Origin of the sequence: Microcoleus sp. D3_18_C2 (assembly GCF_036702395.1) — a bacterium.
In the GTDB taxonomy this organism is placed as follows: Bacteria; Cyanobacteriota; Cyanobacteriia; order Cyanobacteriales; family Microcoleaceae; genus Microcoleus.
This window is the reverse complement of the sequence record NZ_JAUBTG010000004.1, coordinates 165,004-189,024: the sequence shown is the minus strand read 5'-3', so window position 1 is coordinate 189,024 and position 24,021 is coordinate 165,004. Positions and strand designations below refer to the sequence as shown.

19 protein-coding genes and 1 tRNA gene are annotated in these 24,021 nt (G+C 47.1%); 15 read left to right on the top strand and 5 right to left on the bottom strand.

Annotated features, from left to right (window positions below; translation table 11 throughout):
• Positions 1 to 182: 182 nt before the first annotated feature.
• The 15 genes from QUA88_RS04715 (at position 183) to QUA88_RS04645 (ending at position 16,582) form a co-directional block, all read left to right on the top strand.
• Positions 183 to 3,914, top strand: coding sequence for a response regulator (locus QUA88_RS04715; protein WP_333270501.1), 3,732 nt, complete (start codon positions 183 to 185; stop codon positions 3,912 to 3,914).
• Positions 3,907 to 4,281: a response regulator gene (locus tag QUA88_RS04710; RefSeq protein ID WP_015177895.1), complete on the top strand. Its 375-nt coding sequence runs from the start codon at positions 3,907 to 3,909 to the stop codon at positions 4,279 to 4,281. Before QUA88_RS04715 ends, QUA88_RS04710 begins: the two co-directional genes overlap by 8 nt.
• Positions 4,278 to 5,336 (top strand): adenylate/guanylate cyclase domain-containing protein, encoded by a 1,059-nt coding sequence (locus QUA88_RS04705; RefSeq protein WP_333270498.1) that lies wholly within the window; start codon positions 4,278 to 4,280, stop codon positions 5,334 to 5,336. The genes QUA88_RS04710 and QUA88_RS04705 overlap by 4 nt, the downstream gene beginning before the upstream one ends.
• A gap of 84 nt (positions 5,337 to 5,420) precedes the next feature.
• Positions 5,421 to 5,939 carry a Ycf51 family protein gene (locus tag QUA88_RS04700; RefSeq protein WP_333232194.1) on the top strand — a complete coding sequence of 173 codons (519 nt, stop codon included), beginning with the start codon at positions 5,421 to 5,423 and terminating at the stop codon, positions 5,937 to 5,939.
• Between the two features lie 267 nt (positions 5,940 to 6,206).
• Positions 6,207 to 6,809, top strand: a complete 603-nt coding sequence (locus QUA88_RS04695) for a Uma2 family endonuclease (RefSeq protein WP_333270495.1) — start codon at positions 6,207 to 6,209, stop codon at positions 6,807 to 6,809.
• Between the two features lie 137 nt (positions 6,810 to 6,946).
• Entirely contained in the window at positions 6,947 to 8,545 is a 1,599-nt protein-coding gene (locus QUA88_RS04690; RefSeq protein ID WP_333270492.1) for a tetratricopeptide repeat protein, read from the top strand.
• A 146-nt stretch (positions 8,546 to 8,691) separates the two neighbouring features.
• Positions 8,692 to 9,093 (top strand): type II toxin-antitoxin system Phd/YefM family antitoxin, encoded by a 402-nt coding sequence (locus QUA88_RS04685; RefSeq protein WP_333270488.1) that lies wholly within the window; start codon positions 8,692 to 8,694, stop codon positions 9,091 to 9,093.
• Complete coding sequence (locus tag QUA88_RS04680) at positions 9,080 to 9,421, top strand: type II toxin-antitoxin system PemK/MazF family toxin (protein WP_333270485.1); 342 nt, start codon at positions 9,080 to 9,082, stop codon at positions 9,419 to 9,421. Before QUA88_RS04685 ends, QUA88_RS04680 begins: the two co-directional genes overlap by 14 nt.
• Positions 9,422 to 9,785: 364 nt before the next feature.
• The gene (locus QUA88_RS04675) at positions 9,786 to 10,988 is read left to right on the top strand and encodes a tetratricopeptide repeat protein (protein ID WP_333270482.1); all 1,203 of its coding nucleotides are present in this window, start codon (positions 9,786 to 9,788) and stop codon (positions 10,986 to 10,988) included.
• 79 nt (positions 10,989 to 11,067) lie between these two features.
• Positions 11,068 to 12,591, top strand: a complete 1,524-nt coding sequence (locus QUA88_RS04670; RefSeq protein WP_333270479.1) for a carboxypeptidase M32 — start codon at positions 11,068 to 11,070, stop codon at positions 12,589 to 12,591.
• 249 nt (positions 12,592 to 12,840) lie between these two features.
• The gene (locus QUA88_RS04665) at positions 12,841 to 13,761 is read left to right on the top strand and encodes a glycosyltransferase (RefSeq protein WP_445251904.1); all 921 of its coding nucleotides are present in this window, start codon (positions 12,841 to 12,843) and stop codon (positions 13,759 to 13,761) included.
• A 757-nt stretch (positions 13,762 to 14,518) separates the two neighbouring features.
• A complete protein-coding gene (locus QUA88_RS04660; protein ID WP_333232202.1) occupies positions 14,519 to 15,229 on the top strand; it encodes a peptidoglycan-binding protein in 711 nt (236 codons plus the stop codon).
• A 318-nt stretch (positions 15,230 to 15,547) separates the two neighbouring features.
• Positions 15,548 to 15,629, top strand: a tRNA-Leu gene (locus QUA88_RS04655).
• A 224-nt stretch (positions 15,630 to 15,853) separates the two neighbouring features.
• Complete coding sequence (locus tag QUA88_RS04650; RefSeq protein ID WP_445243027.1) at positions 15,854 to 16,216, top strand: DUF433 domain-containing protein; 363 nt, start codon at positions 15,854 to 15,856, stop codon at positions 16,214 to 16,216.
• Positions 16,217 to 16,219: 3 nt separating this feature from the next.
• Complete coding sequence (locus tag QUA88_RS04645) at positions 16,220 to 16,582, top strand: DUF5615 family PIN-like protein (protein WP_333053246.1); 363 nt, start codon at positions 16,220 to 16,222, stop codon at positions 16,580 to 16,582.
• 405 nt (positions 16,583 to 16,987) lie between these two features.
• Here QUA88_RS04645 and QUA88_RS04640 read toward each other — a convergent pair whose 3' ends face one another.
• The 5 genes from QUA88_RS04640 to QUA88_RS04620 form a co-directional block, all read right to left on the bottom strand.
• Positions 16,988 to 19,351 (bottom strand): DUF3488 and DUF4129 domain-containing transglutaminase family protein, encoded by a 2,364-nt coding sequence (locus tag QUA88_RS04640; RefSeq protein ID WP_333232204.1) that lies wholly within the window; start codon positions 19,349 to 19,351, stop codon positions 16,988 to 16,990.
• Positions 19,352 to 19,776: 425 nt separating this feature from the next.
• The gene (locus QUA88_RS04635) at positions 19,777 to 20,847 is read right to left on the bottom strand and encodes a hypothetical protein (RefSeq protein WP_333053248.1); all 1,071 of its coding nucleotides are present in this window, start codon (positions 20,845 to 20,847) and stop codon (positions 19,777 to 19,779) included.
• Complete coding sequence (hetZ, locus tag QUA88_RS04630) at positions 20,840 to 22,021, bottom strand: heterocyst differentiation protein HetZ (RefSeq protein ID WP_333053249.1); 1,182 nt, start codon at positions 22,019 to 22,021, stop codon at positions 20,840 to 20,842. Before hetZ ends, QUA88_RS04635 begins: the two co-directional genes overlap by 8 nt.
• 67 nt (positions 22,022 to 22,088) lie before the next feature.
• Positions 22,089 to 23,270, bottom strand: a complete 1,182-nt coding sequence (locus tag QUA88_RS04625) for an RNA-guided endonuclease TnpB family protein (RefSeq protein ID WP_333053250.1) — start codon at positions 23,268 to 23,270, stop codon at positions 22,089 to 22,091.
• A 342-nt stretch (positions 23,271 to 23,612) separates the two neighbouring features.
• Positions 23,613 to 23,909 carry a hypothetical protein gene (locus QUA88_RS04620; protein ID WP_333053251.1) on the bottom strand — a complete coding sequence of 99 codons (297 nt, stop codon included), beginning with the start codon at positions 23,907 to 23,909 and terminating at the stop codon, positions 23,613 to 23,615.
• Between the last annotated feature and the right edge of the window lie 112 nt (positions 23,910 to 24,021).

Sequence of the window (24,021 nt, the reverse complement as noted above, 5' to 3'; positions counted from 1 at the left end):
GGATATAAATATAATTAGCGCAGTTTGAAAGATTTTGGAGAGCAGAGATGATCCCTCGGCTTCTCAAGAAAACCTGTGATAGACTTCGATCGCGTAGTTTTCCCCTAACCGTATACCTACGTATATATACTATTAATTAAAAAGATATACTGTAGAAAGTTGCCTACAAAGTGCCAGAAAATATGCACCCCCACCTCCAGCGCCAACTCGAACAGCTCGGTTTAGTCGGCGAGTCTCCTCCTCCCACTGCTGAGCAGTGGCAGCTTTTATTAGAGCAGGTAAGTTGTAGCTATGACGGAGTTCAGAATCAGCAAGAACTTCAGCAGCAGGATTGCTTGAACAACGAGACAGTGGCGTTAAAGGATTTAACAGACTCCCCCCAGTCCCCTCAAGACTCTCCAACAGCTTCAGAATTCGATCGACTGCGGGCGAGTGTCAACAGTTGGGGAGCGGGATTGTGTATCCTTGACGCGAAGGGCTGTGTAATCTCGGTAAATCCAGAGGCAGAACGCTTGCTGGGATGGCGAGAATCGGAACTTGCAGGCTTTTCTCTGCTAGAGTGCATCGGGAAGCAAAAGAAAGGTAACAAATCCCAAGTTTTGACGGCTACGAAACAGTCGCCCAGCAATACTGAAGATGGGACGATCGCACCTACACTAGATTTACAACAGGCGATCGCTTCCAGTCAACCTTGCAACAATTGGGACGACGAGTTTTTGTGTCGCGACGGCAAGATTTTACCAGTTTCCTATTTTTTCCATCCCGCCGTTGAGGGCAGCGAAATATCAGTCTTGGTGTTTTTTGACATTTTTGACATTAGAGAACACAAGCAATCGCTCTCGATACTGCAAGCAGTTCTAAAATCTACAGATGCAGGAATTTTGGCGGTTGACAGAAACGGCAATATATGTAATTATAATCAGAATTTTCTAGAGATGTGGGGTTTGTCCGCCAGCCAAGGAAAGTTGAGCCGATCGACCTTCGGCACAGTCAAAAACACGATCGAAACAGGATTACCCAACGCCCGGGAACAATTACAAGACCCGCAAATATTTCTCGAAAACGCGATTAAAGTGTCGGCAGATTCAGATACTCAAATCAGCGAATTATTAGAATTTAAAGACGGAAAAATTTTTGAATTAAATTCGTTGCCATCAAAAGTCGGATCGAAAACAGTCGGTAGAGTCTGGATCTTTCGAGACGTTACCGAACTCAAAAAAGAAGAACAATCTTTGCAGTATCGAAGAGAATTCGCTCAATTGATTGCCCGTTTGTCAACCCATTTCATCAGCCAGCCCTTATCAGAAATAGACAAAGGCATCGATCAAACCCTAGAAGCGATCGCCACCTTGAGCGGGTTTGACCGCAGTTACATCTACCTGTTATCATTCGACAAAACCCGCGCCGACAAAACCTACGAGTGGTGCGGCGAAAGCATTCCGGCAGTCAAAAACAGCACCGACAAACCAATAGACATCGCACAAATCCCTTGGATTGCAGAAAAGCTCGATCGCGCCGAATGCCTCTATATTCCAGAAATTGGCGAAATCCCGCCCTCAGCAATCGCCGAAATTGCCTATTTTATCGGTAAAAATCCAGCCCAATTCCAGACAGACTCCCCATCCCAAACAGTCAATGAAACAGCAACCGCCTCAATACCTGCAATGGGCGCTTCCATCAATAAATTAGAATCACAAAAACACCTAAAAAATATCCAATCGCTGATAATTATTCCCCTAATTAGTTGTAGTAAAAACCTAGTAGGATTTCTCGGATTCGAGGGCTTAAAGCAAACAGCAGGTCGAGGAACCGAAATATCCACAATATCCACACAGCTAAAAATGGTAGGAGAAATGCTCGCCAATGCCCTAGAGCGCAAGCGAGCAGAAGCAGCCTTGAGACAATCCGAAACAAAATACCGCAGCATCTTTGAAAACGCAGTCGAAGGCATATTCCAGACAACGCCTTCCGGGTACTACCTCAGCGGCAATAGCGCACTAGCTCGAATTTACGGCTACGAATCCAGTACCCAAATGCTTGCCGAACTCACCGATATCAACCATCAATTTTACGTGAACCCCAATCGGCGCGCCGAGTTTATGGCCCAATTGGGCGCGCGCGGCCAAGTGTCAAAATTTGAATCCCAAATATACCGCCGAGACGGTAGCACAATCTGGATTTCCGAAAACGCGCGCAGCATCTGCGACGAAAACGGCAGGGTTTTGTACTACGAAGGCACAGTCCAAGACATCACCGATCGCAAACAAGCAGAATCCGCCATGCAGTTGGCCCTAGAAGCAGCAGAATCAGCCAACCGGGCAAAAAGCACATTTCTCGCCAACATGAGCCACGAACTTCGCACACCCCTCAATGCCATAATCGGCTACAGCGAAATGCTCCAAGAAGAAGCCGAAGAATTGGGCAGTTGCGAATCCGTCCCTGACCTCGAAAAAATCTGCTGCGCCGGCAAACACCTGCTGTCCCTGATTGACGACATCCTAGATATTTCTAAAATTGAAGCAGGCCGAATGGATCTCTACTTAGAAACCTTCGACATTCATAGCTTAATTGAAAGTGCTGTTGCCACGGCCAGGCCGCTGGTCGAGAAAAACGGTAATACCCTAGAAGTTTACTGTCCAGACAACCTCGACACCATGCACGCGGACATGACCAAAGTGCGGCAAGTGCTGCTTAACTTGCTCAGCAACGCTGCTAAGTTCACACAAAACGGGAGAATTGCGATCGGAGTGGAAAGAATTAAAAATGAACAATTAAAAATGAAAAATCAAGAGGAATCTTCCCAAATTTTAATTTCCAACTCCGAATTTTTAAGTTTCCGCGTCGCCGACACCGGCATCGGCATGACAAAAGAGCAATTGCAGCGAGTTTTCCAACCTTTCACCCAAGCTGATGCCTCGACTACTCGCAAGTACGGCGGCACCGGTTTGGGACTAGCAATCAGCCAGCGCTTCTGTCAAATGATGGGCGGCAGCATAGAAGTCAGCAGCACCTTGGGCTCCGGCACCACTTTCACCGTGCTCTTGCCCAAAGCCATCAAACATCCGGAAATCCCCAACAAAGTTCACGACAGCACAAACCCTCCCGACGCCCCCGCTATCGGCACGGTGCTGGTAGTTGACGACGACCCGATCTCGCGGGATTTAATCCAGCGCGCCCTCAGTCGCCAAGGACTGCACGTAGAAGTCGCCGGCGGCGGCGAGCAAGCTCTCCGGCTGGCTAAGCAACTACGGCCAGACGCCATTACCCTGGATGTGATTATGCCCGGAATGGACGGCTGGGCGGTACTCTCAGCGCTGAAGGCAGATCCTGACCTTGCCGAAATTCCCGTAATCCTGCTATCCTTTGTGGGCAACAAAAGCCTCGGCTTTGCATTGGGTGCCTCGGACTACCTCACCAAACCAGTGGACGGCAAACGGCTGGCTGCCTTGTTGAACAAGTACCGACGCGACCAAGACGGCGTTGCAAGTAACAATTTGACCTGTCAGATTCTAATTGTGGAAGACGACGTTGCCACGCGCGAAATACTGCGATGCGTACTAGAAACACAAGGCTGGGCAGTAACGGAAGCTGATAGCGGACGCGCTGCTCTCGATCGGCTAAAAGTTGCTCGCCCGCACCTGATATTACTGGATTTGATGTTGCCAGAAATGGATGGTTTTGAGTTGATCGGGGAAATTCGTAAATCCCATTCGGGAGATCCTATACCGATTGTTGTGATCACGGGGAAAAATTTGACACCGACCGAAAGCCAGCAGCTAAACGGCTACGTCGAGCGGGTGCTACAAAAGGGAGTCTACAGTTGCGATACTTTGTTGCGCGATGTTCGCTCTATAGTCAATGACAGGTTCGATCGCAGGTACGACTCGAAAGGCAAGGAGAACACCAATGGCTAAAATCCTGTTGGTCGAAGATAACGAAATGAATAGGGATATGCTTTCCAGGCGTCTGGCCCGCAAGGGACATGAGGTCTTTATTGCTGTTGACGGTGCTGAGGGAGTGTCGATGGCGCTCGCGAAAGTACCGGATTTGATTCTGATGGATATGAGTCTGCCGGTTCTCGACGGGTGGCAAGCAACGCAGCAAATTAAGGCGGCTCCTGAAACTAGCAGGATTCCGGTGATTGCGCTGACGGCTCACGCAATGGCGGGCGATCGTGAAAAGTGTCTTGCTGCAGGCTGCAATGACTATGACACTAAACCGGTCGAGTTTCCCCGACTTTTGGGTAAAATTGAAACTCTTCTCAAAGAGGCCCTGACATGAAAGGTGACGAGGGCAGCGTGCTGGTTGTTGACGACAATGAGGTAAACCGCGATTTGCTGGCCCGCCGACTTCAGCGTCAAGGCCATGTGGTGACTGTTGCTGAAGATGGTCTCCAAGCTCTGGAAATGTTGCGAAACCATCCTTTTGATTTGGTTCTCCTAGACATTATGATGCCGCAAATGAACGGCTATCAGGTGCTCGAAAGTCTGAAGGCGGACGAAAAGTTGCGCTACATCCCGGTGATTATGATTTCGGCGGTGGACGATATCGACAGTATCGTTCGGTGTATAGAGTTGGGGGCGGAGGATTATCTTTCTAAACCGTTCAATCCGGTATTGCTCAAGGCTCGGATTAGCGCTTGTCTGGAAAAGAAGCGCCTGCGGGATAAGGAACAGGCGTATTTACGGGAGTTGGCGGAGGAAAAGGAAAAGTCCGAGCGTTTGCTGTTAAATATTTTACCGAAGGCGATCGCGCAGCGCCTCAAACACGGGGAAAGTACGATCGCCGACAGTTTCGCTGAGGTGACAGTGATGTTTGCCGATTTGGTCGGTTTTACTAAGCTTTCGGCTCATTTATCGCCGGCCCAATTGGTGGAGTTGCTCAACGAGATTTTTTCAGCTTTTGACGAGTTGGCCGAGCGTTACGGACTTGAGAAAATTAAGACGATCGGCGATGCTTATATGGTGGTTGGCGGTTTGCCGACGCCCAGCGACGACCACGCCGAGTCGATCGCGGAAATGGCCCTGGAAATTCAAGCAGCAATGACTAAGATCCGTACCAAGGGAGGTCAGCCGCTCAGCATCCGCATCGGCATCCACACAGGCCCCGTGGAAGCTGGGGTAATCGGTACTAAAAAATTTACTTACGATTTGTGGGGAGATACGGTAAATACAGCTTCCCGGATGGAATCTCAAGGCGTCCCCGGCAGCATTCAGGTGACAGTTGCTACCTACGAACGCCTGCGGGGTAAGTACGTTTTTGAGGAGCGCGGCGTGATTCCAGTGAAGGGGAAAGGCGATATGATGACTTATCTGCTTGTGGCCCGAAACGCTTAATTAATCATTGGGCATTGGGCATCGGGTATCGGTAACTAATATCAACAGTCAACAGTCAACAGTCAACAGTCAACAAATCATCAAATGAACGTAAATTCTAACCTTTTAATGTACGCCCAATGGGCGGGAATTCTGACAGGAGCTTTAGCTATTCTAACAGTTATAGCATTTATCTTCAAATGGGGTTTTCGCTTCCGATTGGTGGGAGTGACCAGCTTTATGGGAGTAATTGCTGCGAGTATATTTGGTCTGGGTTTGGGACTGTTTTCCCGTACAGAAATTCCGGGTGCGGTGCGCTATTCTTTAGTTTACGATACTGGCGGCGCTCAAACAGTAGTTACTGTGCCACCTACGATCACGGAATCTGAATTAGAAGCAACGATGCGGCAAGCGGCTGCGGACTTGTACTCTCCAGGGCGCTCTGGGCGTGGCAGAGACTACATGACCATCCGGGTTCGTACAGTGGTACATCCTGAACCTGGGCTGTCGCAGCCGCTGTTTTTGGGCGAGGTGAGACGATCGCTCGCGACTCGTTATGATGACAAAATGGCGATCGAAATCTTCCCGGAAAAAGTTGCTATTCTGAAAAAGTATCAAGCTTAAAAATAGGGTGCGGCAGCATTCTTAGGACTTACGCATGGGAGAGCAGAAACCGGGTTTTTTACAAAAATACTTCGTTGTAACGCGCAGATTCGGTAAAAAACCCGGTTTCTTTAGTCGTAGTGCGTAAGTGATGAAAAAATAATTTGGAATCGCTACTACACAAACAAAGTCCGCGCAACCCGAGACTAAGAAACTAATCGTTTCCAAGCAAAGCCTGGTAACGCAGAACCGGAGGATATGGCTGCAACTTTAGGGATTATTTAAACAATGATTGCAACCACCAAACAAAAATTAAAATTTAACGAATTTATTGCTATTTGCCCGGAAGATGGTATTTATGAATTGGTGAACGGAGAGATTGTCAAAATGGCAACTACCAGAAATCCCGATGACGTGGCTGAATTTACAGACAGACAGTTTTATCGAGAGTGCGATCGCCTGAAACTCAACTATGTAGTCAAGCGAGGTATCACTATTAAAACTACCACAAAAGAAGGTATAGAACAAGGACGAGTTCCTGATGTCAGCGTAGTCGATCGCACTTTGTGGCGTGGTGAACGCAAAGCTTATGCCGCACTGGAATCGCCAATTCAGTTAGCTGTCGAGGTAGTATCAACTAATTGGGAAGATGATTATGTTGATAAGCTAGATGAACATGAACGCTTGGGCATTGCTGAATACTGGATTATTGATTATTTAGCAATTGGCAAAAGAGAGTATTTGGGGAACCCGAAAATTCCTACAGTATTTGTTTTTTCGCTAAAGGCTGAAGGGAAATATCAGCTTACTCAGTTTAGAGATAATGAACAAATTGTTTCGCCCACTTTCCCCGAATTAGTGCTGACGGCGGCTCAGGTATTGTCAGCTTAGTTGTGTTGTGTTAGTCTGGATCAACATTGAACTTGCAAAAAATACTTTAAGATTATTTAATATTTTCCTCGGCTGATTAAAGGAATTAAGCAATTTCAAGAGAGTCTGGCACAATTTGAGCCATGAGGTGAGAAATTATGGATTGGAATGAACTGTATAATTTAGGCTTAGGCTTGTTTGAACAAGCAAGCGCCTTTTTTGACGAAGCTTTAGAAATCAAGCCCGATCCCGAAGCCTTTTACAATCAGGGCGTTGCACTGGGTAATTCAGGAAGATTTGAAGAAGAGCTCGCCTGCTATGACAAAGCCTTAGAAATCAAACCAAATTATCACGAAGCCTGGGACAATCGGGGGGGTGCACTGGGTAATTTAGGAAGATTTGAAGCAGCGCTTGCCTCCTTCGATAAAGCCTTAGAAATTAAACCAGATTATCACGCTGCCTGGTACAATCGGGGTACTGCACTGCTTTATTTAGGAAGAGTTGAAGCAGCGATAACATCCTTCGACAAAGCCTTAGAATTCAAAGCAGATAATTACTCAGCCTGGTATAATCGGGGAGTTGCACTGTATGATTTAGGCTTATTTGAAGCAGCGGTCGCTTCCTATAACAAAGCCTTAAAAATCAAACCAGATTTTCAGGAAGCCTGGAGCAATAGGGGCAATGCAATGAATAATTTAGGCTTGTTTGAACTAGGGCTCGCCTCCTGCGACAAAGCCTTAAAAATCAAACCAGATTATCACGAAGCCTGGTATAATAGGGGAGTTGCGCTGGGTAATTTAGGAAGATTTGAAGAAGCGCTCGCCTCCTACGCCAAAGCCTTAAAAATCAAACCAGATTATCACGAAGCCTGGTCGAGTCGGGGTTATGCAATGTATAATTTAGGAAGATTTGAAGGAGCGCTCGCCTCCTGCGACAAAGCCTTAAAAATCAAACCAGATTATCACGGAGCCTGGTTCAATCGGGGTACTGCACTGCTTTATTTAAGAAGATGGGAAGAAGCGATAGCCGACTACGACAAAGCCTTAGAAATCAAACCAGATGATCACGAAGCCTGGTTGAATCGGGGATTTGCACTGGGTAATTTAGGAAGATTTGAAGAAGCGCTCGCCTCCTACGCCAAAGCCTTAAAAATCAAACCAGATAAAGACGAAGCCTGGTCTGGTCGGGGTTATGCAATGTATAATTTAGGAAGATTTGAAGAAGCGATAGCCGACTACGACAAAGCCTTAGAAATCAAACCAGATAAAGACGAAGCCTGGTTGAATCGGGGCTCTGCAATGATTAATTTAGGAAGATGGGAAGAAGCGCTCGCCTCCTACGACAAAGCCTTAGAAATCAAAGCAGATTTTCACACATCCTGGTTGAATCGGGGCTCTGCAATGATTAATTTAGGAAGATGGGAAGAAGCGATCGCCTCCTTCGACAAAGCTTTAGAATTTAAACCTGATTATCACGAAGCCTGGTACAATCGGGGCTCTGCAATGATTAATTTAGGAAGATGGGAAGAAGCGATCGCCTCCTGCGACAAAGCCTTAGAAATCAAACCAGATTATGACGCAGCATTTTATAATAAAGCTTGCTGCTATGCGTTACAGAGTCAGATTGACCAAGCGATTCAGAATTTGCAGCAAGCCATCAATCTCACCCCTGACAAATACCGAGAAATGGCAAAAACTGACTCGGATTTTGACAGCCTGCGATCGGATAGTCGGTTTCAAGCCTTGATTCAAGAATAGGGATTTGCCATTGGGCGGGGCGGGTTTATGAGATTGTCGGTTTGAGGCAATAATTCTTTGTAAAACCCGCCGCTACAGCATCAAAAACACTTTTAAACGAAGCTAGTTGACACGATAAAATAGAAGAATTAGTAGCGAGGTAAAACATGACTCAACTAAATGTAACCGTAACCAATGACAAATTTCCCGAACTCATCGCCCGTGTTGAGGATACTGGAGAACGAATTGTCATAGAACAGGAAGGAAGGGCGATCGCTGCTATCATTACTTATGCAGACCTGAAGCGACTGGAAGCACTAGAAGCTGCCCTAATTCACAAAGCAAAACTAGAAGAATATGAATGGCTAAAAGCTGCGATCGCAAATCCAGCATTTGATTCTCTGAGAGACTCAGCAGAAGATATCTACACTTTAGCTGATGGCGTGCCATTCCACGACTCAGAATGGATTAAAACAGTAGCGATAGAGCCTAATTTTGGTTCGATACTCGACCCAGAAGAAGACATTTATACTATAGCTGACGGTAAACCATTTAATGACCAAGGGTAAGATTTTCCTAGTACCGTTTCCCTATGATGATTTATCGGCTAACAAATTGCGTCCAGCAGCTTGTTTGACTAACCCTTTGGGAGCGCGACGCCATGTTATTCTTGCTTATATTACAAGTCGCTTCCCCACAAATCTACTGGAAACAGATATCGTATTAGAAGCTTCTCATCCAAACTTTCAGGCTTCGGGGCTGCGGGTGCCATCTACTATCAGGCTGCATCAACTGGTGACTGTTTCTACAGTGGTTGTTCAACGTGAGTTGGGTGAATTATCATCAAATACACAGGCTCACATTGCTGAAAAGCTCTGCAATTTGCTAAGTCAGTGATCGCCGATAGGTGAAAATTATATCAGGACTTACGGAACTTTTAAAGTTTTACACTACCCGTAGTAACAAGGGCCACAAATAGGGTGGATGTGTAAGTCCTGTTATATCTTGGATGAGGTTTGTCACACCTCAGTACGATCGCCCTTTCCTCTTTTCTACGCAGTCCTATAAAAAATTAGTATTAATCTATACTTACAAATGCCCGGTCTAAAATTATAATGAAAAAATTTGAAAAAGTCCCCAAATTCCTGTAAAATTGCCATAAATAACCAAACAGTCGCGATCAAAAGCACTCAAAGGCGAAAAAGATCGCATATAAAAAAGAAAAGAATCAATTAGACAGAAAATAAAGAGGTGAAACCCCTTGCAAAAATTAGCCAGCATAGAAAAGCCGATCGACTCAGGGGAAAAATCCATAGCAGTCAACACCCAAAAGGCTCAAACCTTGTACGAACGCGGCAACGCCCTAGAAGCAATGGGACGATTCCAAGCTGCGATCGAATCTTGGGAAGAAGCGATCGAACTTGAACCAAAATTTTATGAAGCCTGGTACAACCAAGGCGTAGCCCTCAAAAAATTGGGCCAGCTAGAAGAAGCGATCGCAGCCTACAACCAATCCCTAAAAATCAAACCAAACAATCCCGAAGCGTGGTATAATCGGGCCAACGTTTTGCGGAAGCTCAACAGACTCTCAGAAGCGATCGCATCCTACGAAAAGGCGATCCAACTCAATCCCAGCTACCCCGAAGCTTGGACGAACCGCGGCAACACCCTCGTCAGCTTAGAAAAATTGTCAGAAGCGATCGCCTCCTACGAGAAAGCTATAGCCATCAAACCAGACTACTGCGAAGCTTGGTACAACAAAGCATTTGCCCTGAGAAAATCAGACCAAAATACAGCCGCGATCACTTCCTACGACAAAGCGATCGAACTCAAACCAGACTTGCATCAAGCCTGGTACAACCGCGGCTTAGCCCTAGCCGATGAAAAACTCTACCCGGAAGCCGTCGCCTCCTACGACAAAACCCTGCAACTGCGGCCGAATTCCGCCGAAGCCTGGAACAAACGCGGCACGGCGATCGCACAAATGGGACAATTTGAAGAAGCGATCGCATCCTGGGACAAAGCCCTCGCACTCAACCCAAACGACAGCGAAACCTTTTACAACCGCGGCTTAGCCTTCGCCAACTTACAACGCTTGGAAGAAGCAGTCGCTTCTTGGGACAAAACCGTAGAGTTGCAGCCAGACAACACCGAAGCCTGGTACAACCGCGCCGTCGCCCTCAAAAAAATCAAACGATTTACCGAAGCCATCGCCTCCTACGATAAAATCATCGCACTCACACCCGACGATCCCAACCTGTACTATCAAAAAGCTTGCGTGTACGCCCTGGAAAAACAAGCAGGCGAACTCACAAACAGCCAGGAACTTGTAGCTACCAGCATCCGGCTGGCGATCGAAAACTTATCCAAGGCGATCGAACTCAATCCGCAGAAATACCGGAAATTGTGCAAAAATGACTCTAAATTGCTTACAATACGGGAAGAAGTGCGGTTTTTAGCTTGATTTCAGGGTAGCTATGATTGATGGAGACGGATGCCGCACTGCAACCTTTGTAGGCAAAACAGCACCATAAACCCCAATCATGCAAACCCTAGACAAAACTCAAGCAAAATTCGCTCAACTGGCAGCCCACCTCAGAGAAGTTAACGACATCGAATCAGCCTCGTCGCTGCTGCATTGGGATCAATCAACTTATATGCCCCCCAAAGGTGCAAGTGCCAGAGGCCGCCAGTTGGCTACTCTCAAACAAATATCCCACGAAAAATTTACAGATCCAAAAATAGGTGAACTCCTAGAAGACTTGCGTTTCTACGAACAAACCCTGCCCTACGACTCCACCGCAGCCAGCCTGATCCGCATCGCCCGCAGAGACTACGATCGCGCCTCCAGAGTCCCCGCAACCTTCATGTCCGCACTCTGCCGCCACCAAGCCGACTGCTACGAAGCTTGGGCCGCGGCCAGGGCAGCCAACAACTTCGCAGCCGTTGAGCCGTATCTCGAAAAAACCCTAGAATTAAGCAGGCAATACGCCGATTTTTTTCCCGGCTACGAACACATTGCCGATCCTTTGATCGATCGTAGCGACTACGGCATGAAAGTATCGCTGTTGCGCCCGCTTTTCGCCAAACTGCGTCAAGAATTAGTGCCGATAGTCGAAGCCATCACCTCGCAACCTCCCGCCGACGACTCCTGCTTGCACCAAGACTTCCCAGAATCCCAGCAACTAGAATTCACTCGTAAAGTCGTAGAACGCATGGGGTACGACTTCCAACGGGGACGGCAAGACACCACCCTGCACCCGTTCATGACCAACTTCTCCATAGACGACGTGCGAATTACCACCCGCGTCTATGAAGACCACTTGGATCAAGCTTTGTTCAGCAGCATCCACGAAGCCGGACACGCCCTCTACGAACTCGGAAATTCCCCGGAATTTGAAGGTACCCTTCTGGCAGGTGGCATTTCCTCCGGCGTCCACGAAAGTCAATCGCGACTTTGGGAAAATATGGTCGGGCGCAGCCGCGGTTTTTGGGAATGTTTCTACCCGCAACTCCAAGGCATATTTTTGCGACAGTTGGGACACGTATCCACTGACGCATTTTACCGGGCCATTAACAAAGTCTCGCGATCGCTCATCCGCACCGATGCCGACGAAGTAACCTACAACCTCCACGTCGCCATCCGCTTTGACCTAGAATTGGCAATGGTAGAGGGAAAACTAGCAGTCCGAGACCTCCCTGAAGCCTGGAACGAACGCTATAGAACCGACATCGGCGTTGTCCCCGCCACAGACAGCGAAGGCGCGATGCAAGATGTTCACTGGTATGTTGGTACGATCGGCGGAATGTTCCAAGGTTACACCCTCGGCAACTTGATGAGCGCCCAATTCTACGAAACAGCAGTAAAACTCAATCCTGAAATTCCCGTAGAAATAGAACGGGGCAATTTTAGCGTACTCCACAACTGGCTAAAACAAAACATCTACCAGCACGGCCGTAAATACACCGCTGTCGAATTGATCGATCGCGTTACCGGTTCACCTTTAACTATCGATCCCTTTATCCGCTACATTCGCCACAAATACGGGGAATTTTATGTCATTTGAGGGATAGCAATGTAAAATTGCAGGCTTTTAAATTACCTAAAAAAAACAGGCGATACTAACTTGTATCGCCCCCCCTTAGAGCGAATCTCAAAGAAGATATAAAATTAAGCGGCTACCTATATCAGAACTGTTTCAGGCTGTTATGGCCAGCGACAAAAAATCCGACTTGCCTCAGTTTGCCAGCAATTGACGCGCTTTGGGCAACAAATATTTGCTGCGAAACGATATAGTTAACACTTTTGTTGCCTACTGCACCAAATAGGAAAAGCCCGAACAGTTTTATCAATCTTCCCTAAATTCAACGTAGTGCCGCCGGGAGTCAACGAAAGTGTCTACTTTCCCTACACGCGGATAGAAGACCGGGTGCAAGGCGATCGCGATCGGCCGGGCGAACTGCTGTTTACTCTAGAATACCCGGAACAGGTCTTTGGAAAACTCGATGACCCGCAAAAGCGCCCTTTATTTTCGATGGCCCGGCTCGATCGCATTAAAAACCTGACCGGCTTAGCAGAATTGTTCGGAAAAAGCCAGGAATTGCAAGAAAAATGCAACTTAATTCTAGTAGCTGGCAAACTGCGGGTCGAAGAAACCGAAGACTACGAAGAAGCAGAAGAAATTAAAAAACTCTACGCAATTATCGACCAATACAACCTTCACGGTAAAATTCGCTGGCTGGGAGTGAGGCTTTCCAAAAGCCTGTCCGGCGAAATCTACCGGGTAATCGCCGACACCCAAGGTATATTTGTTCAGCCAGCATTATTTGAAGCTTTCGGCTTGACAATTCTCGAAGCAATGATTACCGGGATTCCCACTTTCGGGACGCAGTTTGGCGGCCCGCTGGAAATCATTCAAGATGGCGTAAATGGGTTTTATATCAACCCGACCAACCACCAGGAGACTGCCCAAAAAATTCTCGACTTTTTATCGAAATGCGAACACAATCCCAACTATTGGTATAAAATTTCAACGCGAGGAATTGACCGAGTTTACAGCACCTATACCTGGAAAATTCACACTACCAAGCTGCTGACGCTGGCGCGGACTTACGGTTTCTGGAACTACTCGTCCAAGGAAAACCGCGAAGATATGCTCCGTTACATAGAATCGCTGTTTTATCTCATTTACAAGCCGAAAGCGAAGGCTTTATTGGCAGAACACGCTAACCGATAAGTCGCGAGTTTTGCTTTTTATATCAAATCCGTTGGTATCGGAATTATTCCTCTCTCTCTTCCCTTTCTCTGTATCCTCTGCGTCAAGAGGGGTTTAATAATTCCGATACAACTGAGATGTTGTACTATTCTCAAAAACAGGCTTTTCGGCCTGTTCCACAAGAGATGAATTTTATTGTGGAACAGGCCGAAAAGCCTGTTCCTAAGCAAGTAATTGAGAATGGTGCAACATCTCAGATACAACCGAAATTGATATTACGGGGAGATTAAAGGAAAAAACTTCGCCTTTCATAGATCAACTTTGTACAAAATACGCCTGTCAAGATTTGTGAATGACTGCCGACTTTGTACCATAAGACTGAGGCTAAAAGATGTGGTTTATACGAAAATATGGGCTTTGGTAACGAAACATCTCGGAATCAATCGGCTTTATTAGGAATAGTGCGAACCGGCTCCTACTTCTAACAGGTAACTTCCAACTCGCAACTTCTGAATGGTGGTTTCCCCATTGCCGAAATTCTAGAGACCGGGGCAGATATAGCAACCGCGCCAGACGCTTAGAACTTTCTTAATGGCCTAAACCAATGCGGTCTATTACCCCTTCCCTCGGACTTCTTGTTACCCGATCGCGAAGTCGAAAGTCATTCTTCCTTCTTGCTTCTGCTATATGTCTCAGAAAGCTGTCCGGGTAATACAATTAGATTTAGAAACATGAAAACAGGGAAACCTTGTCAAACCTTACCAACAGGATGAAATTTATGCGTGTGACTACTGTTACGATTTTCAGCTTGATTGCTCTGCTCGCTCCCGGCTTAACCCGAAAGGCAATTGCTGCTTTTGACTCCGAACCCTTGGTGCAGGAAGAGTACCGCAGAGACTTTACGGCTCCCGCCGAGCCGGGTTCGTCAGCATCGCCGGAGGGAAAGTCCAAAGCAGATATGTTTAACAAGCCTTTTTACGCGGGCGAGCAGGCGCCAGTCAGAAAGGAAAAAACTATCTCGGCGGGTGCTGACGGGCCAGAAGTTGCAGCCATACAGCAGCGCTTGCAGGTGCACAGTTTCAAGGTGGGGACGATCGACGGTACCTATGGCTCTCGCACTACATCGGCGGTTCGTGCTTTTCAGCAGTCTAAGGGTTTGAACGCAGATGGCATTGTGGATAAAGAAACTTGGACAGCTTTAGCAGCAGATCCGGCATCAGCTTCTGAAACTGTGCAGAGCAATGCTCCAACTCTGAGCAATGCTGCTGTTGCCGGCAATCCTCCAACTCTTCTGAATAAAGGCGCTGTCGGTTCCAAGGTGAAGACGCTACAGGTGCGTTTGGAAATGCAGGGTTACGATCCGGGCCCGATCGACGGCATTTTTGGCGCTCGCACTGCTACGGCTGTCAAGAGCTTTCAGGAGAATAAGGGTTTGACCGCTAGCGGCATGGTGGACGACACAACCTGGAAGGCGCTGGGCCAAAAGTAAGCGACGAGTGAAAAATACGGAAAATTGCTGTGGCGATAACTCATGATTGAACCCGGTGTCCCAAAATGACCGGGTTTCTCGATGTTGAGCGATCGAGCAATTTGGTCATCAGCCTGCGGATTTATCAGTGGGTCGCTTTCTTCAATCTAAAATCTAAAATCTAAAATCTAAAATCGATGTTGGGCGATCGAGCTATGGGGTCATCAGCCTGCGGATTTATCAGTAGGTCGCCGTATTCAATCTAAAATCCAAAATCTAAAATCTAAAATCGCTTGACCGATCGCTCTGTTGTGTGCTATAGTATTTAAATGTCAAAATGCGGATATGGCGGAATTGGCAGACGCGCCAGATTTAGGTTCTGGTTCCGAGAGGAGTGAAGGTTCAAGTCCTTTTATCCGCATACTATCTAATACTTTATAAATCAAGGGTTGGAGGTTCATGGAACCAAGAATCCCGTTTTTTGCTCATGTTTCGCTGACTCTTGCGAGTAAGGCGGTCGATTCAAACACTCTGTGCGATCATCGCAATGTTCGAGCATTTGCGTACCCTTGACTGTGATGTTTTAACTTCTGATGATGCCGATCGGGCGAATCAAGGGATTCCCGATCACGAGTAGAATAGTAGATGGCTAAAACAGGAAGTTTAGATATGGGACTTAATGAGTATTTTGATTTCTTAGCACCGGATGATATTCGTATTAAAGGACATCGCATCGGGATTGAGACGGTACTGTATGAGTATATTTATCGGGAACGCACCCCAGAAGAAATTCAGCAACTCTATCCCTCTCTCAGTTTAGCAGAAGTTTATACGACTATTTTGTATTATTTACAAAATCAAGAATCAGTAAGTAGATATTTGCAAGATTGGTTGGAGTGGTCGCATCAGCAGCGAAAAATGCAAGCAGCAAATCCCCATCCTGCAGCAGAAAGATTGCGAAAATTGAAAGCTGAACGGGAAAGGCAAACCGCGATCCAGGGTGCTTGAGGAATGGCACTTAAATATTTGATGGATGAGAATGTTACGCCCATTTATGCTACACAGCTTCGCCGGAAACGCCCCGATTTAGTAGTTTGGGCAGTGGGTGAAATTGGTACACCCCCAAAAAGCACCCTCGATCCGGAGATTTTGGTGTGGTGTGAGGAGCATAGCTTTATTTTGGTGACAAATAATCGCAAGTCAATGCCCGTGCATTTGGTAGATCATCTGGCTAAAGGTTGTCATATTCCAGGGATTTTCGTTTTGAATCAGGATTTAAGTATTGGGCAAAATATTGAGGAATTGATTTTGATTGTTGATGGTTCGTTTGATAACGAATACCAAGACCGAATCATTCATCTCCCCTTAACATAAATCCACACTCCGATCGCGATCTAGAGAATGCTTGGCGTTAAGCTGTTCGGCATTTAAAGGGCTTGCGTAAGGTGCGTCAGCATCTAAGGTTTTCCGTTTCAGCGTAAGGGTTCTAGCTGACGCACCCTACTAGCCTCGTTACTGGTTTAAATGCTCCACAGCTTATTACGATCGCCACCACCAAGAAATCGATCGCCTCATTGTTGCTCATCAAACCGATGATTGAAAGCGTGAGGCTGTATTAAGAGTGAAATTTTGCGATCGCAATCAGATGATGCGCGGGTGGCCAGAAACCGGGTTTTTGCCCAGAAGACGCCATGCAGCCGTAGAAACCGGAAAAACCCGGTTTCTTGGGTTTTTCTCCGTAACTCCTATTTGTGGAGAAGCAATTTCCCTCGCCGATTTTTATCTTAACTTTTTGAGTTTCTTCAAGTGCGATCGCCTCAAATTTTCCACCAACTGCCGCAACTGGTTCAAATTACCCGCTTCGCCGCCATACTTCCAGCGCACGTAAGCTTGCGAAACTTCATCAATCACCTCAGCTTCATCAGTTGCATGATTACCGCGCATAGCCTCAGCATACTCCAAAGGCGTTTGAGCTTTCTGCTTGGCAAAACCCCTACTCGCCAAATCCTTCAACATTTCCTGATAAACCCCCTCCACCGGCGGCAACTTCGCCAGCCAGCGGCGGTGGCGCCACTTGCGCCACAGTTGCCAAATTAACCAGCCAATAAAGCCAAAGGCGATCGCAGCAATCAAACCAGTAAATAACCCCACCCAACCCCTAGCAAACTGTCCCAGAAACCAGCCCACAATCAAAGTTATCCAGCCAATTAGAAAACCTATAACTGAATCCAGCCCGCTTCTGAGAGGAGTCGGTAGCCAACCCGCGATCCACTTCCAAAACGATTCCAGCGCACTAAAAGTCTGGTTGTCTTCCACCGAAGCCGGAATCAGCGGATAACCGGGAATCGGATTAAAACCAAACCAGCCGTGATTGGGAAAATATACCTCCGTCATCAAAAAAGCGTCGGTATTTTTCACAACGTAGTAACCAGTAAACGGGTTAAATTCCCCCGTATCGAAGCCGCCCGCCAGTCGCGCCGGAATCCCGATCGATCTCAGCATAATTGTCAGTACCGTCGAAAAGTGGTCTGGATATCCCCCTGTAACTTTTTTGCCGCCCTGGGTGTTTTTGTAGCCAAACAGAAAAGCCTGGACTAAATCTTCACCTTCTTCTAAGTAAGGCAAAGCTTTTTCAATTTTGTAATTCGGATTTTGCTTTAAATATTGAGCCAAATACAAAGCTTTTTCGTAAGGAGAATCTATCGGTCTTTCCGACTGAGATACTCTAGTTCTTGCCGCCAAGATTTCTTCAGTTTTTTCGCGCACCTTTTGGGCAATTTCCGGGGGTACATCCAAATAAAACTTGCGAATATTTTTCGGGTAATCAGTACCAGTTTTACCTAACAAAGAGCGATCGCGAAAAGGCACATTAGAAATCACCGTATAAGTCACACCCTCTCCCAATGCCGCAGGCGCTCGCAAACCCCCCTCCGCATCAATCGCCACCTCTGGACTCGGAAAATAAAGCTCCTTCGGCTTGTTTAAAGCTGGAATCAAATTCGGCAACTGAGCGACAATAGTATAACTTTGAATCACCTCTTGAGTCCGAGGCGCATTGGGAAAAGGATTCAGATAAAATTGATAAGACCACCTAGGCCGAGTAAGCTTTTGAGCTTGTTCGTTGCGAGAAATTTCCCAACCCTGACCGGTGTATTTGTCAAAGCCTAATACTCGCCAAAAACCCGCAGCCTGCGATCGCACCCGCATCACCACTTCTGGTTTCATTTCCCCCCGCAAATTTTGATTAATGCGCTGGTTGAAACCGTAATAAAAAGTAGAGTCTACCTCTCCTGGCCCAGAGTCTGGGTTTCTCCCCGTTCCTCCGCCAGTTCCTTTTTCATTTCCCCCTCTAACATACCCTGGATTCAGAATGCTGCGCTCGTCAAACTCCCCCTGATATTCAATAGGAGCACTCACCGGAAAAGTCCGCAACTGATAGCCAGGGAGGCGTGGCAAAAACGCAAAAATAGTCAGCCCCAACCCGACAGTTATCAGTAGCAGCCAAGCAAAATACTTTGGGGATAAAGTAGCCGCAAATAGCGACAGGCTATCATTTTTCCCTTTACCTTGTGCTTTTTCGCCAATGGCTTCTGGCTTCAAAAATCCCAAGCGCGATCGATAATCCAAAACCAAAGTCGGAAGCGCTAAAGCCAAAAACACCAACAATAGCGGCGCAAAAGTCAAGGTTTGGCTGAGAGTCGCTGCTACCCCTAACAAAATTAGCCCGATTACCATCGAATAGCCCAAATCCTTGCGGCGGGGCAAATCGAAACTGTGCAGCACTTGAAGTTGGATTAACAGTTGCGCCAAAACTAACCGCGTATCATTCAATTCTCCCACCAAGCGGCTAAAAAAAGCGAACAGCGCCACCAGCATTCCAATAGCTATGCAGAACTTAGCAGCTACATTGCGATCGCGGCGGCGGTACCAACTCCAAGTTGCTCCCACAATACTAACAGGCACAGCCCACAGGTTCAGGGCTTCTTCAGCAGCAACGTCAGTAGCTACAATCCCCACAATTACCAACAACTGAACTAGGATTCGCAGCAGCAAAGAATCCTCAATCACCGGCGGAGGCATGGCCTCAATCTGCTCCCACAGCTTACCCAACACAGGTATATTTCGCAGGTTATCAGTTGTCATGTGCACCCATCCAACTATTTTAGATTTTAGATTTTAGATTTTAGATTGAATCCACAGATAAATCTGGATTTTACCTAATATCTAAACCTTATTTCTCGGTCAAACCATTTTAGATTTTAGATTTTAGATTGAACCCACAGATTAATCTGGGTTTTAACTAATATCTAAACCTTATTTCTCGGTCAAACCATTTTAGATTTTGGATTTTAGATTGAATCCACAGATTAATCTGGGTTTTAACTAATCTCCAAATCTTATTCCTCTGTCATTAGATTTTAGATTTACTCCACAGATGAATCTGAGGGCTTGAACTAATATCTAATTTTTTTTTGCTTTCTACGACCGAAGTCGAGGGATTGCATCTGTTTTGTGTGAGGTCAAACCACAGAGTAAAAAGCTAAATTCTTTACTCTAATTATACCTTTCTAGTTGCTATCTTGTCCTGTCCAAATTGGACGAATAGCAAACATCAAAGGTCTGGTATCGAAGTTTTGGAATCGAACTTCTAGAGCATAAGTCTTGTTAGGTTGCGGGTCAAACAACTCCACACTTAAATGCCCGGAATTCGGACGATGTGCAGTTGCTTCGGCATCTCCTCCCTTGAGTTCCAAACTTCCTGCCCCCGGAAATTGGCACTCAACTCTTAAACACGGCATTGGCTGTTCTCTGTTGCGGTTCGACAGATATTGAGCCTCCAGAGTCAGCGCACCCAAACCAGTCAGCCACTCCCGCGAAACCGGTGGCTGATTTACAGGACAATCGAGAGTTAGAGACTCAATGATTTCCTTGGCTGCCAACAGCGACAGCACCATTTGTTGATCGGTACTCGCTGCTTCGTAATTCGGGAAATCTTCTAAATCTAGAAGTCCCCGCAAAGAACCTCGGAGCACTAAACCAGCTAACTCGTTGAGTTCCTGAGACTGGCCCGGAAATAAGCCATCTACAGCGCGAACTAACTTCGATCCTTGCCGCAGCGACGACATTACCAATTCCTGACAAGGTTCTAGCAGTTGAGCAAAAACCCCTTGGGCGATCGGAATTGGCAGGCGGCCCCACCTGATATTTTGTAGTTGGGGAGTCCAGAGGTGTAGGGGGGGAACCCATTGCGGGGCTACATCGTCTGGGTAATCGTGGTCGTAGCTTTTGAATTCTGTTTCCCAGGGGAACAGCGGCGGGTTAGATTCAATTTCGGCTCTAAGCCTTTCTTTTAACAAGGTCTGAAAACGGTCTTGCACGGTCGGTATTTCTCCAATTGTCAGCGGTTGTGCGGGTGCATTGCTGTGCGCCCCCACTTGATAGTCCAGCGGGTCTGGTTCGTCCCATTCCCAGTATTCCACCCCGGAATTGTCTTCTGTGTCGCCCCACTCTTGTGAGCGAGGGGATGGATTGAGGTTTTCCTCATCTTCGCTAGAGGCATTCGCGATCGGCGCCTGCAATATCCAGTCTAAAAAATGGCGATCGAAAGCCTCTGCATCCCTGTTCGTTTCGTTATTCATCACTAGATGCCCCTTCTCCGGAATCTGAACGATTTCGCAATTCCCACGCAAGTTCCAGCAATTTAAACCACCGCTTCTGTACCTGGGCTACCGTGCTACCCAGGGTTTGGGCGATCGCTGACTCTGACAGACCCTGTTGTTTCAACTTTAGCAAACGCTGTCCCTCTGGGCCAATTTGCTCGCCAAACGCCTGCCACTGAGAAGGCAGCAAACCCAAATTGCGATCTAAGTCTGCTTCCAGCCACTGGTGAACGAGTTCCCAGCGGTGCGACATGGCGAACCTGAGCAAATGGTACTTGAAGCGCTGCTGTAAATAGTCTCTTTGGCGGGGAGTTATGCCCAGAAGCGACTCTATTTCATTAGTCGGCAAGTCTTGCAAGCGCAGCACGAAGTAATCGGCGCAGTCTTGTTGATTGCGCTCTTTTAAGTAACCCACTAATTCGTCAATCACGTTTTGCCGCAGAGATTCTGACTCGTCGCCTTGGGGGCGAATTGCCGCCGAACCCTGTCCGGCCATCGCTTCCCGCACTGAGTACACCGAGGTGTCGTTCCAAGTTTGGTCGGAATCTGAAGCCCCTCCCTCGGCGGCTTGTTCCATATCTACGGAGGTTTCTTTCGGCTGCTGCTGGGAAAAGGTTTGGGCCCGTAAAATAATTAGTTGCTGGCTGCGGTTCCGAGGTAAAGGAATGCGCCGCTTGCCGAAGCGCTCTACAAAGGCCATGTACTCTGCTAGTTCTAAGCGAGTGCGGGGACTGTAGGTGACGGGTAGTTGGGTTTCCCGCCGGAATGCCTTTAAAGCTTCCAGATAAAATCCTTGCAAAAAATCTTTGATCAGTTCTACTCGCGCCTGATAGCTAGACTGCACCTGCGGAGGGGTGATGTAGCGATAGACGATCGCGCTGAGGGTACTGTGCAATTCTACTCTACCGGGCCCGGAGCCTAAATTGTAATAGTGGAGGCATTGTTGCAAGCGGTGCTGAGCGAGGGTCTGGGCTGAACCTTCTATATCTCCAGAGGATTGAATCCGCTGGCTTTCAGTGCATATCCTGTTGACTTCTGCTGCGAGTCGCCCTGCTACATCTTGGCAGTTCTGCTCAGACGCGCGAGTGGACTTTTTGAGTTCGTCTAACAGCCGTTCAAATATGGTTTCCACGCTCTGGCAGATTTCCCGCATGATGGTTTACAGCTAACATTGACATCCACCCCGGCGTAAACGCACGGGGATTCCTAAGACTCACGACTTAGGTTTCTGCTTCCGTCCCTGACGGGGATTTCGCACCAGCCTTAACAGATTTACTCTGTTCTGGTCTTACGGTCGCTCCACAGACTGACACGGCAAGCCCTGCCGCCAAAATATTTTTTGCCGCATTAATATCTCGGTCATGGTGAGTGTCGCAATTAGGACAATCCCATTCCCGGATATTTAACGGCATCTTGTCAACGATGTGTCCGCAATTGCCACACCGTTTAGAACTCGGAAACCAGCGATCGATCTTAATTAAAGTACGGCTGTACCACTTACACTTGTATTCAAGTTGTCCGACTAATTCCCCCCAACTTGCATCACTTATAGCTAGGGCCAGTTTGGGATTTTTAACCATATTCTTCACAGCTAAGTCTTCTACGGCGATGGTTTGGTTTTCACACACCAACCGCGTTGTTAACTTGTGAAGACTATCTTTCCTTGCATCAGTGATTTCTTGATGCACTTTCGCTACTTTAAGCCGTGCTTTGTGACGGTTGTTTGACCCTTTTTGCTTGCGACTTAAAGATTTTTGCGCTTTTCTAAGTTGGCGATATTTTGCCTTGAATCCTTTGGGATTGGCAATCTTTTCGCCAGTGCTTAGAGTGAGCAAGCTTGTAACTCCCAGGTCGATACCAACTTGACTGCCTGACTGAGGTAATGCTTCAATTTCAACATTCACCAACAGAGAAACTGACCACCTACCTGATGGTGCAAGCTTCACGCTTAAGGTTGATGGTGTTGCACCATCAGGTAGTGTCCGGCTCCAGCGAATTGGTAACGCTTGTGTGCTTTTTGCTAGGTAGACTTGTCCATCTCTGAACTTAAATGCTGACTTGGTAAATTCTGCACTACCACCATTGCGTTTCTTTTTGAAGTTAGGATATTTGGCCCGCCCATCAAAAAAGTTGGTATAAGCCGTTTGTAAATGTCTCAAACATTGCTGCAATGGCACACAGCTAACTTCATTGAGAAAATTCAACTCTTCTGTTTTCTTCCATTCGGTTAACATTGAAGAAGTCTCAGCATAGCCTACCCGTTTCTGTTCTTCGTACCAAGCTTCAGTTCTTGTGGCTAAAGCACGGTTGTAGACCAAACGAACACAACCCAAAGTACGTCGCAACAAACTTTCTTGTTCCGGCGTTGGGTAGAATCGATAGCTGAAGGCTTTTAGTGTCATACTTATTTTAAGTACACCATTTCACATACTAGCACGTCTTGGGTGAAATGGTAGGTATTAACAAAAATTCATGTAAAGCCGTCCTAGAAGGACGGGGTTTCAAACCCAAATTTCTGATGAAAGTAGCACAGTTAGTAAAAGTATGGATCAATCTTTCCTACGGCTACTTTAGCCCGTATTCCCCACATAGGAAAAACTGTAATGCCCTCGATCTCCTCCTCGCTGCAAACGCTGAGGACTGCTTTTTTTTAATCTGTCCTGACACGCCATCCGCCAAAAACCAGGTTTCAACAATTGTCACTGCAACGATGGTTCATCAGAGGGTCTGGTTTGACAAAGCCTTCATGCACCTGCGGGCCCAAAACGCGGCACTGCGGTTGATACCTTCGGCTTAGTGGTGTGGTGGTCACAGCAGCAAGTGTTCCTGAAGGTGAAGCTAGCACACAACTTCTCCCGGCGTCTACTAGATGGGACAAAGGGTTTCACGGCTGTATTTGATCTGGGTCTTCCGCCACTTTTGCCATAAAGTTTCGACGGCGATCGCCCGTCTGTTTCTTGGCAGCATCCTTGAACGTGGATTGAAGGGTTTGAGTCAATATCATTTGTAGCATCCCAATCACACAGATCAGAACCGCTCATGTCCGAAAATCTGTTTCCTAGCCTTCTAGGATATAATGGGGTGATATTTAATTGCAAGTCCGTTATGCCGTCATTTAAACCCGCCCGCACAATTAAGTGTGTGTGATGTTCG

What these genes read in the sequence shown, in the direction of transcription:
- QUA88_RS04715 (WP_333270501.1), top strand. Translation starts at nt 183, where the DNA reads ATGCACCCCCACCTCCAGCGCCAACTCGAACAGCTCGGTTTAGTCGGC.
- QUA88_RS04710 (WP_015177895.1), top strand. Translation starts at nt 3,907, where the DNA reads ATGGCTAAAATCCTGTTGGTCGAAGATAACGAAATGAATAGGGATATG.
- QUA88_RS04705 (WP_333270498.1), top strand. Translation starts at nt 4,278, where the DNA reads ATGAAAGGTGACGAGGGCAGCGTGCTGGTTGTTGACGACAATGAGGTA.
- QUA88_RS04700 (WP_333232194.1), top strand. Translation starts at nt 5,421, where the DNA reads ATGAACGTAAATTCTAACCTTTTAATGTACGCCCAATGGGCGGGAATT.
- QUA88_RS04695 (WP_333270495.1), top strand. Translation starts at nt 6,207, where the DNA reads ATGATTGCAACCACCAAACAAAAATTAAAATTTAACGAATTTATTGCT.
- QUA88_RS04690 (WP_333270492.1), top strand. Translation starts at nt 6,947, where the DNA reads ATGGATTGGAATGAACTGTATAATTTAGGCTTAGGCTTGTTTGAACAA.
- QUA88_RS04685 (WP_333270488.1), top strand. Translation starts at nt 8,692, where the DNA reads ATGACTCAACTAAATGTAACCGTAACCAATGACAAATTTCCCGAACTC.
- QUA88_RS04680 (WP_333270485.1), top strand. Translation starts at nt 9,080, where the DNA reads ATGACCAAGGGTAAGATTTTCCTAGTACCGTTTCCCTATGATGATTTA.
- QUA88_RS04670 (WP_333270479.1), top strand. Translation starts at nt 11,068, where the DNA reads ATGCAAACCCTAGACAAAACTCAAGCAAAATTCGCTCAACTGGCAGCC.
- QUA88_RS04660 (WP_333232202.1), top strand. Translation starts at nt 14,519, where the DNA reads ATGCGTGTGACTACTGTTACGATTTTCAGCTTGATTGCTCTGCTCGCT.
- QUA88_RS04650 (WP_445243027.1), top strand. Translation starts at nt 15,854, where the DNA reads ATGGCTAAAACAGGAAGTTTAGATATGGGACTTAATGAGTATTTTGAT.
- QUA88_RS04645 (WP_333053246.1), top strand. Translation starts at nt 16,220, where the DNA reads ATGGCACTTAAATATTTGATGGATGAGAATGTTACGCCCATTTATGCT.
- QUA88_RS04640 (WP_333232204.1), bottom strand. Translation starts at nt 19,351, where the DNA reads ATGACAACTGATAACCTGCGAAATATACCTGTGTTGGGTAAGCTGTGG.
- QUA88_RS04635 (WP_333053248.1), bottom strand. Translation starts at nt 20,847, where the DNA reads ATGAATAACGAAACGAACAGGGATGCAGAGGCTTTCGATCGCCATTTT.
- hetZ (WP_333053249.1), bottom strand. Translation starts at nt 22,021, where the DNA reads ATGCGGGAAATCTGCCAGAGCGTGGAAACCATATTTGAACGGCTGTTA.
- QUA88_RS04625 (WP_333053250.1), bottom strand. Translation starts at nt 23,270, where the DNA reads ATGACACTAAAAGCCTTCAGCTATCGATTCTACCCAACGCCGGAACAA.
- QUA88_RS04620 (WP_333053251.1), bottom strand. Translation starts at nt 23,909, where the DNA reads ATGAGCGGTTCTGATCTGTGTGATTGGGATGCTACAAATGATATTGAC.